At 41.0% G+C, this 15521-nt stretch carries 11 protein-coding genes; 7 read left to right on the forward strand and 4 right to left on the reverse strand.

All coding sequences use genetic code 11. The annotated features are described in order from the left end of the window. Window positions 1-20: 20 nt before the first annotated feature. A complete protein-coding gene (locus tag MTF66_RS16100; RefSeq protein WP_138607214.1) occupies window positions 21-395 on the forward strand; it encodes a gamma-butyrobetaine hydroxylase-like domain-containing protein in 375 nt (124 codons plus the stop codon). A gap of 71 nt (window positions 396-466) precedes the next feature. Here the strand turns inward: MTF66_RS16100 and MTF66_RS16105 are convergent, their stop codons facing one another. Then, on the reverse strand, window positions 467-2347 hold the full coding sequence (locus MTF66_RS16105; RefSeq protein WP_138607216.1) for a methyl-accepting chemotaxis protein: 1881 nt from the start codon (window positions 2345-2347) through the stop codon (window positions 467-469). Window positions 2348-2746: 399 nt separating this feature from the next. On the opposite strand from MTF66_RS16105, the gene rraA reads away from it, so the two are divergent. Together rraA and MTF66_RS16115 are read left to right on the forward strand one after the other, a co-directional pair. Then, window positions 2747-3244, forward strand: coding sequence for a ribonuclease E activity regulator RraA (rraA, locus tag MTF66_RS16110; protein WP_008465762.1), 498 nt, complete (start codon window positions 2747-2749; stop codon window positions 3242-3244). 1 nt (window position 3245) lies between these two features. Next, entirely contained in the window at window positions 3246-4295 is a 1050-nt protein-coding gene (locus MTF66_RS16115) for a formimidoylglutamase (protein ID WP_248527656.1), read from the forward strand. Window positions 4296-4302: 7 nt separating this feature from the next. Here the strand turns inward: MTF66_RS16115 and MTF66_RS16120 are convergent, their stop codons facing one another. Both MTF66_RS16120 and hutI read right to left on the reverse strand, forming a co-directional pair. After that, window positions 4303-6027, reverse strand: coding sequence for a GGDEF domain-containing phosphodiesterase (locus tag MTF66_RS16120; RefSeq protein ID WP_248527676.1), 1725 nt, complete (start codon window positions 6025-6027; stop codon window positions 4303-4305). Between the two features lie 57 nt (window positions 6028-6084). Continuing rightward, on the reverse strand, window positions 6085-7332 hold the full coding sequence (hutI, locus tag MTF66_RS16125) for an imidazolonepropionase (RefSeq protein ID WP_075169491.1): 1248 nt from the start codon (window positions 7330-7332) through the stop codon (window positions 6085-6087). 110 nt (window positions 7333-7442) lie between these two features. Between hutI and hutC the strand changes: the two genes are divergently transcribed. The 3 genes from hutC to hutH are packed head-to-tail and all read left to right on the forward strand — an operon-like array spanning window position 7443 to window position 11398. Then, on the forward strand, window positions 7443-8171 hold the full coding sequence (gene hutC / locus MTF66_RS16130) for a histidine utilization repressor (protein WP_248527657.1): 729 nt from the start codon (window positions 7443-7445) through the stop codon (window positions 8169-8171). A gap of 18 nt (window positions 8172-8189) precedes the next feature. Next, entirely contained in the window at window positions 8190-9869 is a 1680-nt protein-coding gene (hutU, locus tag MTF66_RS16135; protein WP_248527658.1) for a urocanate hydratase, read from the forward strand. Next, window positions 9866-11398, forward strand: a complete 1533-nt coding sequence (gene hutH, locus MTF66_RS16140; RefSeq protein WP_138621369.1) for a histidine ammonia-lyase — start codon at window positions 9866-9868, stop codon at window positions 11396-11398. Before hutU ends, hutH begins: the two co-directional genes overlap by 4 nt. Here the strand turns inward: hutH and MTF66_RS16145 are convergent. Further along, complete coding sequence (locus MTF66_RS16145; protein ID WP_138621371.1) at window positions 11395-12165, reverse strand: NADP-binding protein; 771 nt, start codon at window positions 12163-12165, stop codon at window positions 11395-11397. The two genes, hutH and MTF66_RS16145, sit on opposite strands and share 4 nt — an antisense overlap. A 622-nt stretch (window positions 12166-12787) precedes the next feature. Here MTF66_RS16145 and secA point away from each other — a divergent pair. Next, window positions 12788-15496, forward strand: coding sequence for a preprotein translocase subunit SecA (gene secA, locus MTF66_RS16150; RefSeq protein ID WP_010390391.1), 2709 nt, complete (start codon window positions 12788-12790; stop codon window positions 15494-15496). Window positions 15497-15521: the final 25 nt, after the last annotated feature.

A 15521-nucleotide genomic window follows, 5' to 3' on the forward strand; every position in this document is an offset into this window, starting at 1 on the left:
TTTTTGTAAGTGAGATGACGATGAAACAAGTAACTAAAGTGCACTATCATAGTGTAAGTAAAAATTTAGATGTGTTTTTTGATGATCATTCAGACGCAACCTTCAGTACTGAATTTTTACGGGTTCACTCTCCCTCAGCCGAGGTGCAAGGCCATGGCTCTGAGCCTATGAAGTTAGTACTTAATAAACAAACAGTGGGCATTAAAAGCATTACACCCGTAGGGCATTACGCATTACGTTTAGAGTTTGACGACGGGCACAACAGCGGGTTGTTTAGCTGGCAATATTTGGCTAAGTTACAAGCCGAACATACTAAGTTGTGGGACACTTATTTAGAACGTGTTAAACAACATGAAAATAACAAAGATAGCGTACCAATAAAATTTGTACCTTAGCGTCAGTTATGATGCTTCTGCTTCGTTAATAACAAACAAGCGGCAATTAAGCCGCTTGTTTCTATGGATAATTAAACTTTATATTTTGAGATTGCTTGATGAAGCACCCTTGATTGCTCAGATACCTCTTCACTTGTTTGCGCATTCGTTTGTGAATGAGCAGCAGCCCCTTCAGCAATATCTCGAATACGGACTACGTTTTTATTAACCTCTGATGCTACCTGACTCTGTTCATCAATAGCAGTAGCAATATGCGTACTCATTTCCATAATCGTTTGCACATCAACAGTGATAGCTCCTAGCAATTCACCCGCTTTTGTTGCTTGTGTTGCACTCTCACCACCTTGAGTACGACACTGATGCATGATACTCACTACCTCTTGGGTACGCTGTTGTAAGGTGTTAATAATACCCTCAATTTCGCTAGTTGACTCTTGCGTGCGTTGTGCAAGTGAGCGCACCTCATCTGCAACAACCGCAAAACCACGACCTTGTTCACCCGCTCTCGCGGCTTCAATGGCCGCATTTAAGGCAAGTAAATTAGTTTGTTCTGCAATGGCACGAATTACATCAAGTACAGAGCCAATGGTTTCACCATCTTTTTCTAGCTGTGACACCACGCTAGAGGCCTTACCAAGCGAATCAGACAAAGCATTAATATGTTTAATGGTTGATTCTACTTCAACCTGACCTTGTTGAGCACTTACATTGGTTGATTCAGCTTTTTTAGCAGCAGCTTCTGTATTATGTGAAATGTCTTGAATGGTAGCTTGCATTTCTGTGGCTGCAGTTGCCACCATATCCGCTTCATGCAATTGCTCTTGCATGCCTGAGCTAGTCGCTGAGGTTGTTTCAGATAGGTTACCCGTTGCTATATTAAGCGTTGTCAGTGCAGTATTTACTTCATAAATGAGCTCTTTAAAATCACCGATTAAACTATTAAAGTCTATGGTCATTCTGGTTACTTCATCTTCCCCTTTATGCTCTATAAACAAGCTTAAATCATTGTTTTTTCTTATCTTGTCAATAGTTTGATAAACTCTCTCAATAGGCTGAATAATCGAGCGACTCGTTAAGTACACAAGAACCATAACAATAACACTGGCAATTATAAATATGGCTATTGCCAATAATTGTGCCTGCTGGGCCGTCTCAGCAACTTGTTTTTTAGTTGCTGTAGTAATGGCAGTCACCACATCATCACTTTTCTTAATACTGACTCTCATTTTTCCAAGAGCACCCGAATCTAAATCAACCCCTAAAGCGATTTGTGCTTCAACTAGTGCGGTAAATTTACCTTGGTAAGTAGTCATCATTGAGGTTAATTGATTGCGTATATTACTAGGTATTTCTGCGGTATTTACTTGTTGTTTTAACTCATCACCTAATTTATTAAATCGGTCTAAATATTTGGTATCTAAACGCAACATAAAATCTTTCTCAGCACGGCGTAGCTGCAACATGGTGGTCAGTAATTTATAATCATTTTGCTGATTCAGCAGTGTTTCAATGTTGTGTACTGACTCACGCAGTTCGCCATAAAGCGCATCTTTAGGGTGTAAACCTATCTTCCGTTGCAAATTAACAACAATTTGAAAGTCATCATAATACTGCTTTGCAAGCACCTCAAATTGGTTAACCTGATCAATGGCAATATCTAAATCTTTAGATAAAACAGATAGTTTCCCTAGTTTTAGCTGCAGCTGTTTATATTCATTGGTGAATAAATCTAAGCTTTTTTCATCTTTGTAAAATAAAAAGTCTTTTTCATATTTACGCATCGAAAGCTCATGTACATCAAGCTCTTCGGCGTATTGAATTGTTTCATTTAATTTAAGCATCACACGTGCTTCATAAATTATGATGCATAGCATGACAATCATTGCTAAACCTACAACTAAGGCATTTAGTTGCAAACGGCGTTTTATCGTCAGATTTTGTAGAAAATTCATTGTAAATACCTATATTAAATTTGCCAGCGCAGTATAAAGTGATGCTTTCTTTCATTTAACTCATTAAGTTTGAACAAATAAAAAGGGTCGCCGGTAAAGTCTAACCATTAACAAACTCCTTTTAAACAAATGGACAATATAAAACCATTGGCCTAACCACAGTATTACTCAATTTTACAACTCTTGCCACTGAAGATGAAAATGTTCAGCCGCATCATGGATGCAATACACCTGTTTATAATCTTGTTGTGGGGAAATGACAAGTTTATGAAAGAATTATTATTCTTATAGTTGATTTAGTTCTAATTATGGCTAAATTTACTGCGATTAAGTCGTTGTTATTGCATATAAGGAGGGTATACTGAGTCACTAACTTATGTATCTTTTGAGGATAAAATAATGGATTACAGCACTTCTGATTTATGCGACCACTTTGCTGATGTGGTTGATGTGCTTGAACCTATGTTCATCAACTTTGGTGGTCGACACAGTTTTGGTGGCCGCATTAAAACGGTAAAATGTTTTGAAAACAATGAACTGATCCGCCAATTACTTTCTCAAGATGGTACTGATCAGATTTTACTTATTGATGGCGGCGGCTCAACTCGCAGAGCATTAATCGACATTGAGCTGGCTGAGCTGGCACTAGAAAACAATTGGCAAGGTATTATTGTATATGGTGCATTACGTCACGTTGATGAGCTTGAAGAACTTGATTTAGGGATCCAAGCTATTGCATCAATTCCTGTTGCAGCAGACAGTGAAGGCGCGGGCGAAAGCGGTATAGGGGTTAATTTTGCTGGCGTATCATTTTTTGATGATGACTTTGTTTATGCCGACAGTACAGGTATTGTACTTTCTGCTGAAGAATTAGAGCTAGAAATAATAGAACTTTAGTGTGACTGTTCAGCTTAAAATATATAACGAAAGCACGGTAAAGGAAATTTGCTCTGACCGTGCTGGAGAGCTAAAAGCATGGCAGTCGATGGCATTACTCGATGCCCGCGACAATATCCAACAAGCGCTTGCTGATGCCGTACAATTTGGTATGCGATTTGTCTTACTCGGCATATGTGAAGACATTGGACCGAGAGCCAACCTAGGAAAAGGCGGTGCACAGTATGCTTGGCCTGCTTTTTTACAACGGTTTTTAAACCAACCTCACAATAATGCCATCGCTATGCAAAAAGTGTTACTGCTTGGCGAAGTTAACCTCGACGATTTAATGCAACAAGCCCAAACGCTTGATAATCATAATCCAAACGACTTAGCTCAATTGCGTAAGCTGTGCGCTGAAGTAGATGAGCGAGTTGAAGCAATTTTAGACATGGTTTTTAAAGCGGGCCTTGAACCTATTATTATTGGCGGCGGACACAATAACTGTTTGGGTATTATTCGCTCGCTTGCCAAACATAGCCACAGCGCAATTAACGCGATTAATTTAGATCCTCATGCCGACTTTCGTGAGTGTGAAGGTAGGCACAGTGGTAATGGTTTTAGCTACGCTTACCAAGAGCAGCTGCTCAAGAATTACCATGTTATTGGCTTACATGAGCTAAAAAACAATCAGCCTATTTTTGATGCTATGCAGAGCGCTAACTTTAGCTACACAACCTATCAAACAATTAATGTGAAGCGAGAAATAAACTTAACAGAAGCAACCACCCATGCACTCCAAAGGTTTGATAACGCACAGCTAGGGGTAGAAGTTGATTTAGATAGCTTAACCAATATGCCTGCAAGTGCCTTTAATTACTGTGGTTTTGATGTCAGCGATGGTGAGCATTATGTTTACTTAGCTGCAAATGATCCGCGCAGTGCTTATTTACACTTATGCGAAGCAGCACCTTCACAACACCCTCATTCTATAACTGCAGGTAAATTACAGTGTGGCCAAGTGATCAGTGCTTTAGTTAATACCTATTTACAAACAAAACTAAGCATTTAAAACACACTTAAAGTTCTTGTGCTTCTAACCATTGCTTAAACCAACTCATTAATCCTAAACTGCTCAATGGGTGTCCAAAATAGTATCCCTGTGAAGCATAGGCTTTTAGACTTTTTACAAACTTTAGTTGATCGAGTGTTTCAACACCTTCAAAAATAACTTTCGTCTGTTGCTGGTTATGCATTTCAACCATGCCACCTACTAAACTACGTATATTATTTTGATTACTAAAGTCTGCAGTTAATGCTGGCGATACTTTAATATATTCCACCGCTAAACTAGGTAACTTAGAAAGTAATACAGGGTTATCACCTAAACCATCAACACACACTTTTAAACCTAAACTATTAAGCCTTGCAATCATGGCTCTGCCTTTATCATCTAAGCTAGTAAAAATATGTAGCGGACATTCTAAAATTAAATCACCAGGCCTGAGTTGATGCTCACCAATAACCCCATAAACAAAATCCACAAACTCTTCGTTGAGCATTTCCGGGCCAAATAAATTAACACTTAAAGGTACCGACACTCCTTCCATACGAAGTGCCATGGCAAGCTCTCCAGCACGTTCAATAACAAAGGTAGCGAGTGAGTAACCAAGCCCTGCGATTCTAATATCATTTATAAATCGACTCGCCGACAAAATCCCTTGAGTTGGATGCTGCCAACGTAATAGCAATTCTAAAAATTCGATTTGGCCATCACTATTTCGAATCACAGGTTGAAAAAACAGTTCAAACTCATCAGCAAAACTGATATTCGCCAGCTCAGTTAATCGCGCTTGCTGCTCTAAGTGCTCAACCGTCATCTGCTGATGATAAGCCACTATTTGTTTATCAGGTCGGCTATCAAGTGCCAAGTAAGCATGACTAATTAACTCATCAAAGCTACTGCTTTGCTGCTCACAATGTACATAACTGGCTCTTACTTTTACTTCAATCGTACAATTAGCTACATTGAATGGCTTTAAAGTCGCGCCAATAATTTGCTTTATAAGCTGTTGATGTAAATGATTATGGCTTTGTAAATCACAAATAAATGCAAAGTTTAACCCACCCAAATGCGCTAACTTAGCCTGCTCGTCAAGATAAAACACTTCATCACTATTTAATAAGTCTTTTATTCTATTTGCCGACTGAGACAAGAGTAAATCACCAAAATCTCGGCCAATGTGTTGATTAACCTGCGCAAAGCCCTCCAATCTTAAAACAATAAGTGCAGCTCTGAATGAATCTTCATTAATAAGCTCATTATATTTTTGACGTAACTGTTGTTTATCTGGGAAGCTAGTTAAAGGTGAATTTTCAACATACACCTCAGGGTCGGTTTGCGGCTTTAAGGGTGGAGCAATCTGTGGTGCATTATCCATTGAAAAGCTACTGCTACTGAGCAGTAAAATTGGAATAAGTAACCACGCTAAATGTAGCGTAAAAAAGAGGTAACCAATAAATAATAAAGCAAGTAACCCTGTTGCACAGGCACTAACAAGTAATGGGAGTTTTTGCTTTAGTAAATTCGCTTGATATAAATGAAAACCAAACCCCAGAGCCAATAACACAACAAACCAAGGAATGGCAGTACTAACCATAGCTAAACCAATCAGCCCGGTGCATAAAAGGATGAGTCTTATTACGTTACTTTTAACGGTTAACAATACAGCAACCATTGCCATTAAAAGCGCACCACTTAAAAATATAGCTAAATTACTGTAGCTCAATAACGTTCCATCCATAGCTGAGGTACTCACTGACATTAAATAAAACATGGGTTTAAGAGTTAAGTCTTATAATTAGCTAAGTTTACCCAATATCCATAAATTTAACAGTTTATTTACTCCAAACTGATAACTTAATTGTGCTGGATGCTCAATTTGCCAATGTGCTATATCAGCGCGAGCACCTACTTTTAATACGCCTCTATCAGTAAAACCAAGAGCCTGAGCTCCGTGTGCAGTGACTCCCATTAATGCTTGCTCTGGAGTAAAATTAAATAATGTACAAGCCATATTCATCATTAATTGCAAAGAACATAACGGTGATGTGCCGGGGTTAAAATCACTGGCAATTGCGATGGGAACCTTGTATTTATTTAACAGTTCAATCGGAGGGTATTTCGTTTCTTTTAAAAAATAAAAAGCACCGGGCAGTAATACCGCCACAGTACCTGCATTTGCCATAGCTTTAACACCGGCTTCATCAAGATATTCCAAATGATCGGCCGACAAACCATTGTATTGCGCCACCAGCGCAGCACCTTGTTGATTGGATAACTGCTCAGCATGACACTTAATTGCTAACCCCAGCTTTTTAGCCGCATCAAATACTCGCTGCGTTTGCGCATAACTAAAGCCAATATCCTCACAAAACACGTCAACCGCATCGACTAAATCATGTTCAACAAGTGTGTTGAGCATTTCATTACACACTAAACTTATATAATCATCACTGCGATTTTTAAACTCTAAAGGCAATGCATGCGCGCCTAAAAAGGTATTAATGACTTCAATAGGATGATGTTGATTTAAAAGCCTAGCAACTTCTAATATTTTTTTCTCATTTTCTATATCAAGCCCATACCCTGACTTAATTTCTACCGTAGTGACACCTTCAGCTAGCAGTGCATTTAAACGATCTTTTGCTGCTACAAATAATTGTTCGTGGTCAGCCTCTCGGGTTGCTTTAACTGTACTTGCAATCCCACCCCCTTGCGCGGCAATTTGCTGATAACTCACCCCCTGTAAACGCTGCTCAAACTCCTGTGCACGAGAACCGGCAAACACTAAGTGAGTATGGCAATCCACTAACCCCGGGGTTAACCACTGTCCTTTGATACTTACTACCGGAGTGGCTAATACATCAAAGTCGGGCAACTCAGTTTGCTTACCTAACCATGCTATTTTGCCATTTTTAATTGCTAAAGCCGCATTTTCTATCGCTCCATAAGGCGCATCAATGTTGCTATCCATAGTGGCAATATTGGCATCGGTGAGTAATAAATCGATATCATTTAACTGTTCTGTGGATTCTGTAGCTTGCATAAGTCTCTCCGCGATAGTGTTCAAACGAGTTTAAAAACACACCTTGTATATACAAGATGATTATGCCATCTTACTAGGTATTGTTTATTTTTAATATACTAAAAATATTTATGCCAGCACCTAAGTTTACGCAAATAAAACAATTTATTGTGGACAAAATACGCAGTGGGCTTTGGCTTGAAAACCAACGTGTCCCTTCAGAAAATGAACTAGCAAAACAATTTACAGTAAGCAGAATGACCGCACGTCGAGCGTTAAGTGAGCTAACTGATACAGGCATTTTAACCCGTAGCCAAGGGCTAGGTACTTTTGTCGCAAGCTTTAAGTCGCAGTCATCACTACTGGAAATAAAAAACATTGCACATGAAGTCAAAGAGCGAAACGGAAACTACAGCTGCACAGTGCAAGTATTAGAATCAATCAATGCCGTGGCGCCAATTGCTATTGCTTTAGGTGTTGAGGTAGATAGTGTGGTGTATAGAAGTGTCATTATTCATAATGAAAATGACAGTCCCTTGCAAGTTGAAGAACGCTTTGTAAACCCGTTACTTGCCAAGGATTATTTACAACAAAATTTTACCGCTCTTACCCCACACGAATACCTATCAACGGTTGCCCCTTTAACACAAGCAAGGCACACGGTAGAGGCTATAACGCCAAATAATGAAATGTGTCAGTGGCTTAACCTGTATAACGAAGAGCCATGCTTACAAGTAATACGCCGCACTTGGTCGGTTAACGGGATTGTTAGTTTTGCACGGCTTATATCGCCGGGCAGTAAGTATCGCTTGGGCGGACAATTAACATTTAAAAATAATAATAAAGCGCATAACACTTAAATTTAACAGGAGTGAACAATGGATCATCGACTGGACACACAACGCACAATTCGCGCACAGCATGGTAATCAAATATCTACAAAAAGCTGGCAAACCGAAGCAGCTAAACGCATGCTAATGAATAATTTAGACCCTGATGTTGCCGAGCACCCGCAAGCTTTGGTGGTGTATGGCGGGATTGGCCGTGCTGCCCGTGACTGGCCAAGCTACGACAAAATAATTGCGACGCTTGAGCGCCTTGACGATGACGAAACCCTATTAGTGCAATCAGGTAAACCGGTGGGGGTATTTAAAACTCATAGCAATGCACCGCGGGTATTAATTGCAAATTCTAACCTTGTTCCGCACTGGGCTAACTGGGAACATTTTAACGAGTTAGATAAAAAAGGCTTGATGATGTACGGCCAAATGACCGCTGGCTCTTGGATTTATATCGGTTCTCAAGGGATTGTTCAAGGCACTTACGAAACCTTTGTAGCTATGGCAAAACAACATTTTTCAGGCGATGCCAAAGGTAAGTGGGTGTTAACAGGTGGCCTCGGAGGAATGGGCGGTGCACAACCATTAGCAGCAACCATGGCAGGCTTTAGTGCCTTAGTAGTGGAATGTGATGAAAGCCGGATCGATTTTCGAATAAAAACAGGGTACGTCGATGTAAAAGCCACAGATCTTGAGCATGCATTAAAATTAATAACCGATGCCTGTGTCAAAGGTGAAGCGCTTTCTGTGGGTTTACTTGGTAACGCGGCTGATGTTTTTAGTACCTTAGTAAAAAGTGGTATTACTCCCGATATAGTCACCGATCAAACCTCAGCCCATGATCCGCTTAACGGCTACCTGCCACAAGGTTGGAGTATGGAGCATGCTGCAAAAATGCGAATCAATAATCCACAAGCAGTGGTGAAAGCGGCCAAACAGTCAATGGCAGTTCAAGTAACAGCGATGTTGGCACTGCAAGATGCAGGCGCGGCAACGACTGATTACGGCAATAATATTCGTCAAATGGCGCTCGAAGAAGGCGTAACAAATGCATTTGATTTCCCTGGATTTGTACCTGCTTATATTCGTCCATTATTTTGTGAAGGCATTGGCCCATTTAGATGGGTAGCACTCTCAGGCGATCCCGAAGATATTTACAAAACAGACGCAAAAGTAAAAGAACTAATTCCTGATGATAAGCATTTGCATAACTGGCTTGATATGGCGCGTGAGCGAATTCAATTTCAAGGATTACCTGCACGTATTTGTTGGGTTGGCTTAAAAGACCGAGCGCGCCTAGCGGTTGCCTTTAATGAAATGGTTAAAAACGGTGAGCTTAAAGCACCGGTAGTTATTGGCCGCGATCATCTTGACTCAGGCTCAGTAGCTAGTCCTAATCGTGAAACAGAGAGCATGCAAGATGGCTCCGATGCAGTCTCTGATTGGCCTTTATTAAATGCCCTGCTCAATACCGCAGGCGGTGCTACTTGGGTATCGCTTCATCATGGCGGTGGTGTAGGTATGGGCTTTAGCCAGCATTCAGGTGTGGTTATTGTTGCCGATGGTACCGATGAAGCAGAGCAACGCCTTGCAAGAGTGCTTTGGAATGATCCTGCTACCGGTGTGATGCGCCATGCCGATGCCGGTTATGACATTGCAAAAAATTGTGCACAACAACAAAACCTAGACCTACCTATGCTTAACAAGGATAAGTCATGATTTCATACACACTTACACCGGGTCAGCTTGAATTACATACCTTAAGAAAAATTAATCAATCGGCCGTAGATTTAACTTTGGCAACTGAAGCCGCTACACAAATAGCAGCCAGTGCCCAGACAGTTCAAGACGTAATAAACGAGCAGCGTACTGTATATGGTATTAATACCGGCTTTGGTTTATTAGCCAATACAAAAATAGCGAATGATGAGCTAGAACTATTACAACGCAGTATTGTGCTTTCACACGCTGCCGGCATTGGCGAGTTAATGGATAACAGCACGGTCAGATTAATGATCACCCTAAAAGTAAATTCTTTATCACGGGGTTATTCTGGTATTCGTCTAGCTGTCATTGAGTTTTTTATACAGCTACTTAAAAATGAAGTATACCCATGCGTGCCTAAAAAAGGCTCAGTGGGCGCATCGGGCGATTTAGCCCCCCTTGCTCATATGTGCCTGCCTTTATTAGGTGAAGGGAAAATGCGCTATCAAGGAGAGCTAATAAGCGCAGAACAGGGGTTAAAAATTGCAGGGCTTGAGCCACTGATATTAGCTGCGAAAGAAGGCTTAGCACTACTAAATGGCACACAGGCCTCTACTGCATTCGCACTGCAGGGCTTATTTAGAGCAGAAGATTTGTACGCACAAAGCTGTGTTATTGGCTCTATAAGTATTGAGGCCGCCATGGGCAGTCGCGCACCATTTGATGCTCGTATTCATGAGGTTCGTGGTCAAAAAGGGCAAATTGATACCGCGCACGTATTTAGAGAGCTATTAAGCACCCACTCACAAATTAGTGACTCACATATTAATTGTGAAAAAGTACAAGACCCATATTGCCTACGTTGCCAACCTCAAGTACTTGGTGCATGTTTAACCCAAATACGTCAAGCCGCCGAGGTACTACTGTGTGAATCAAACGGGGTAACCGATAACCCACTCGTTTTTGCCGATGTGGGAGATATTATTTCAGGCGGAAACTTTCATGCTGAGCCCGTTGCTATGGCCGCTGATAACCTTGCGATTGCCATTGCCGAAATTGGCGCCTTAGCTGAGCGACGTATTGCCCTACTGATTGACTCTAATTTATCAAAATTGCCGCCATTTTTAGTTGAAAACGGTGGGGTAAATTCAGGGTTTATGATTGCTCAAGTAACCGCAGCTGCGCTCGCCTCTGAGAACAAGTCACTAGCACACCCAGCTTCGGTAGACAGCTTACCGACCTCAGCTAATCAAGAAGACCATGTCTCTATGGCAACTTTTGCTGCTAGGCGCTTAGTTGATATGGCTAATAATACGCAAGGCGTGTTAGCCGTTGAGTGGCTGAGTGCTTCTCAAGGGCTAGAGTTTAGAAAGCCGCTACATGCGTGTGAACAGGTGGAGCATGCTAAGGCGCTGCTACGCCAACATGTTAGCTATTACGACAAAGACCGCTACTTTGCCCCCGATATTGAAGCGGCCAACAGACTACTAAGTGAAGGTAAGTTGTGCGACTTTATAAAAAATTCGCCCTTACCTTCTTATTAAATACCATACTGATAACTAAAACCAAGCGCTTCTATCGCTGAGCCAATAACTTTGCGCTCAGCGACTTCATCACTACTAAAACTTGGCATTTGTGTGCCATACAGCTCACACTTTTGTGCATAATAATCTGCTTTGCTCGGGTGCGCAGGGTTAACTACATTATAAATGCTTTGCCCTTGTGACCAATTGTTAAGTACCGCATAAATGGCATTGATCACATCTTGTTGATGCACCATGTTCACCACTTGCTGACTAGAGGTGTTGAGTTCCTTACCCGCCACAAACCGACCCGGCTCTCTGTTTGGCCCCAACAACCCAGCTAAGCGCAGTACTTTACCTTGCTGTTCAAGAACTTGCTCTTCAGCATCATAGAGCTTTATTTGTCGTTCGTTAGTGCCAGATATATCGCTACTTTCACTATAAACTCCAGGCTCTTGATCATACACTCCAGTCGATGAGCACAATAAAAAACCTTTGCAATTAAGCTCAGTTGCCAGCTTTAACCCCTGTTCCAGCACTTGCGAATAATTGCTTTCGCTGTCACGACTGCGCGGCGGTATAGCACATACCCAATACGCATTTTGTAAATCTACTTGATGCTGCAGCTCGCCGTTTTGTAAAACAAACTGACGCTCAAAATCAAATTGATGAGTGTCACTACGATGAGTTCCTTGCACTTGCCAACCTTGTTTTTGTGCATCAATACATAAGGCTTGGCCAAGCCAGCCAGCGCCAAGGACTACTAAGTTATCTTTGTTGGTTTGCACTTTATTTTCCCTTTTATTAAAACTCAATCAACGCGTTTTATAGCAACAAAAAATATGATGAACTCTATACTACTAAAAATAATATTAGCAAACGCTGATTGCATAAGATATTAACACACGCTTCATTTGCGATTAGTAGCTTATTTAATGATACCGCTACCATGTATATGCACCTGCCGATAAACCGTATGGCTTAAGTGACTTACGAAGAGTAATAAATAAAAAGATTGTGCAATTTAAGAGTTAAAAAGCGATGACCGCAAGCAAAGCATTTAAGGGTAAAATTTAGGCGTTTCACCCTTGTTTTTAATTTATTCAACACCATATCTTCAGAGTCTGTTTATCTGCAGTTTTAATCAAGTTTCGTTACATAACGCTATTTTTATGAGCGAGATCTCATTTTTCTGTTTTAAATGAAGATCTTTTTATAGAGGTAGTTTGATGTTTAGCAGAGTCTGGTATAGTAGCGCAGGTAATAAACAGTGCTTTTTAAGCAGCTTAATACAAAATTGCTAATTAATGTGTCCTAAAGGTTAATTCAAAGAATACATTAATTATCAATTGTAAAAAATGGGTTAGCCGATGCACGGCTAGCAAAAAAACACATTGTAACGGTTTTATCATGATATCTAATTTATTTACCAAGATTTTTGGTAGTCGCAATGACCGCACTATTAAAAACCTAAGAAAGACGGTCGCACTGATCAATGCACTTGAAACGCAACTAGAAGCGCTTTCAGATGAAGATTTAAAAGCTAAAACAGCTGAGTTTAGAGAACGTTACGATAACGGACAAAGCCTAAGCGATATTCTACCAGAAGCATTTGCTGTGGTACGTGAGGCGTCAAAGCGTGTAAACGGTATGCGTCACTTCGACGTGCAATTATTAGGTGGTATGGTTTTACAACAAGGCCGTATTGCAGAAATGCGTACTGGTGAAGGTAAAACCCTAACCGCGACACTTCCAGCATATTTAAATGGCTTAACAGGTAAAGGCGTTCATGTCATTACCGTAAATGACTACTTGGCTAAGCGTGATGCTGAAACCAACCGTCCACTATTTGAGTTTTTAGGCTTAACCGTTGGTTGTAATGTTCCGGGCATGATGCCACAACAGAAAAAACAAGCTTATGCAGCTGACATCACTTACGGTACCAATAACGAATTTGGTTTTGACTACCTACGTGACAACATGGCATTTAGCATTGATGAGCGCGTTCAACGCCCATTATTTTATGCCGTAGTGGATGAAGTGGATTCAATCCTAATTGATGAAGCGCGAACGCCGCTTATTATTTCAGGCCCAGCTGAAGACAGCTCAGAGCTTTACACTGAAATAAATACCATTGTTCCTTTACTTGAACTACAAGAAAAAGAAGATGAGGAAGGGATTGAAGGTGATGGCGATTTCACTATCGATGAAAAATCTAAGCAAGTTCACCTAACTGAGCGTGGGCAAATAAAAGTTGAAGAGCTACTTACAGAGCGCGGCTTAATTGAAGAAGGTGATTCACTGTACTCAGCAGCGAGCATCACGCTACTCAGTCACGTTTATGCAGCTCTTCGTGCGCACAAGCTTTACCAAAAAGATGTTGACTACGTTATTAAAGAAAACGAAGTTATCATTATTGATGAGCACACAGGTCGCTCTATGGAAGGACGCCGTTGGTCAGAAGGTTTACACCAAGCTGTAGAAGCAAAAGAAGGTGTGAAAATTCAAAACGAGAACCAAACGTTAGCTTCTATTACGTTCCAAAATTACTTCCGCTTGTACGAAACGCTAGCAGGTATGACAGGCACAGCTGATACAGAAGCGTTTGAGTTTCAGTCTATCTACGGTTTAGACACAGTTGTTATGCCAACCAATAAGCCAATGATCCGTGATGATCGCGCAGATTTGGTGTACCTAACGCAAGAAGAAAAGTACGAAGCCATTTTAGCAGACATTAAAGACTGTCAAGAACGTGGTCAGCCAGTACTTGTAGGTACTATCTCAATTGAAAGCTCTGAGTACTTGTCGCAGTTTTTACGCAAAGAAAAAATTAAGCACAACGTACTTAATGCTAAATTCCACGCACAAGAAGCAGACATTGTTTCTGATGCGGGCTTACCAGGCACAGTCACCATTGCCACCAACATGGCCGGTCGTGGTACCGATATTGTACTTGGTGGTAATTGGAATAGTGAAGTTGAAAAACTTGAAAACCCAACTGACGAACAAATTGCCGAAATTAAAGCCGCATGGAAGATTCGCCATGACGCAGTAATTGATGCCGGCGGTTTACACATTATTGGTACAGAGCGTCATGAATCACGTCGTATTGATAACCAATTACGTGGTCGTTCTGGCCGTCAAGGTGATGCCGGTTCAAGCCGTTTCTACCTATCGATGGATGATGCGTTAATGCGTATTTTTGCCGGTGAGCGCATGACCAACATGATGCGTAAACTAGGTATGCAACGTGGCGAAGCCATTGAACACCCATGGGTTAACCGCGCAATCGAAAACGCCCAGCGTAAAGTAGAAGCACGTAACTTTGATGTGCGTAAACAGCTACTTGAGTACGATGATGTAGCAAACGATCAACGTCGTGTTGTTTACTCTCAACGTAACGAATTGCTTGAAGAAGGTGATATTTCAGAAACGATTACCGCTATCCGTGGTGATGTGCTCGCGGGTGTAATTGATCAATACATTGCCCCACAAAGCTTAGCTGAAATGTGGGATGTCCCAGGGCTTGAAGAGCGCTTAAAGCAAGATTTCCTAATTGAGTTACCAATTACTCAGTGGTTAGCTGATGACAATAAACTGTACGAAGAAAAACTTCGTGAGCGTATTGAAGAAGCGGTTGAACAAGCTTACAAGCAAAAAGAAGAAATGGTCGGCGATTCTGTACTTCGTCAGTTTGAAAAAGCCATTATGCTTCAAAGTCTTGACCAACATTGGAAAGACCACCTTGCTGCAATGGATCACTTACGCCAAGGTATTCACTTACGTGGTTACGCACAAAAGAATCCTAAGCAAGAATACAAACGTGAGTCGTTTGAGTTATTCTCTGAAATGCTAGAAAACTTAAAAGTCGATGTGGTCGGTATTTTAAGTAAAGTGCAAGTTCGCGCTGAAGAAGATGTTGAAAAAGTAGAAGAGCAACACCGTAAAAGTGAAAATGCCCCTCGCGAATATCAACATGAAGAAGCAGAACACGTAGGTGGTGAAGCACCGCAAAGTGCTCAGGTTATGGCGCGTAGCGAGCCAAAAGTTGGCCGTAACGATCCATGTCCATGTGGTTCAGGTCAAAAATACAAACAATGTTGTGGTAAATTAAAATAACACCACTTTGTTACGTTAGATAAAA

This window comes from Pseudoalteromonas sp. 2CM39R (assembly GCF_023161845.1).

What these genes read in the sequence shown, in the direction of transcription:
- MTF66_RS16100 (WP_138607214.1), top strand. Translation starts at nt 21, where the DNA reads ATGAAACAAGTAACTAAAGTGCACTATCATAGTGTAAGTAAAAATTTA.
- MTF66_RS16105 (WP_138607216.1), bottom strand. Translation starts at nt 2,347, where the DNA reads ATGAATTTTCTACAAAATCTGACGATAAAACGCCGTTTGCAACTAAAT.
- rraA (WP_008465762.1), top strand. Translation starts at nt 2,747, where the DNA reads ATGGATTACAGCACTTCTGATTTATGCGACCACTTTGCTGATGTGGTT.
- MTF66_RS16120 (WP_248527676.1), bottom strand. Translation starts at nt 6,027, where the DNA reads ATGGATGGAACGTTATTGAGCTACAGTAATTTAGCTATATTTTTAAGT.
- hutI (WP_075169491.1), bottom strand. Translation starts at nt 7,332, where the DNA reads ATGCAAGCTACAGAATCCACAGAACAGTTAAATGATATCGATTTATTA.
- hutC (WP_248527657.1), top strand. Translation starts at nt 7,443, where the DNA reads ATGCCAGCACCTAAGTTTACGCAAATAAAACAATTTATTGTGGACAAA.
- hutU (WP_248527658.1), top strand. Translation starts at nt 8,190, where the DNA reads ATGGATCATCGACTGGACACACAACGCACAATTCGCGCACAGCATGGT.
- hutH (WP_138621369.1), top strand. Translation starts at nt 9,866, where the DNA reads ATGATTTCATACACACTTACACCGGGTCAGCTTGAATTACATACCTTA.
- secA (WP_010390391.1), top strand. Translation starts at nt 12,788, where the DNA reads ATGATATCTAATTTATTTACCAAGATTTTTGGTAGTCGCAATGACCGC.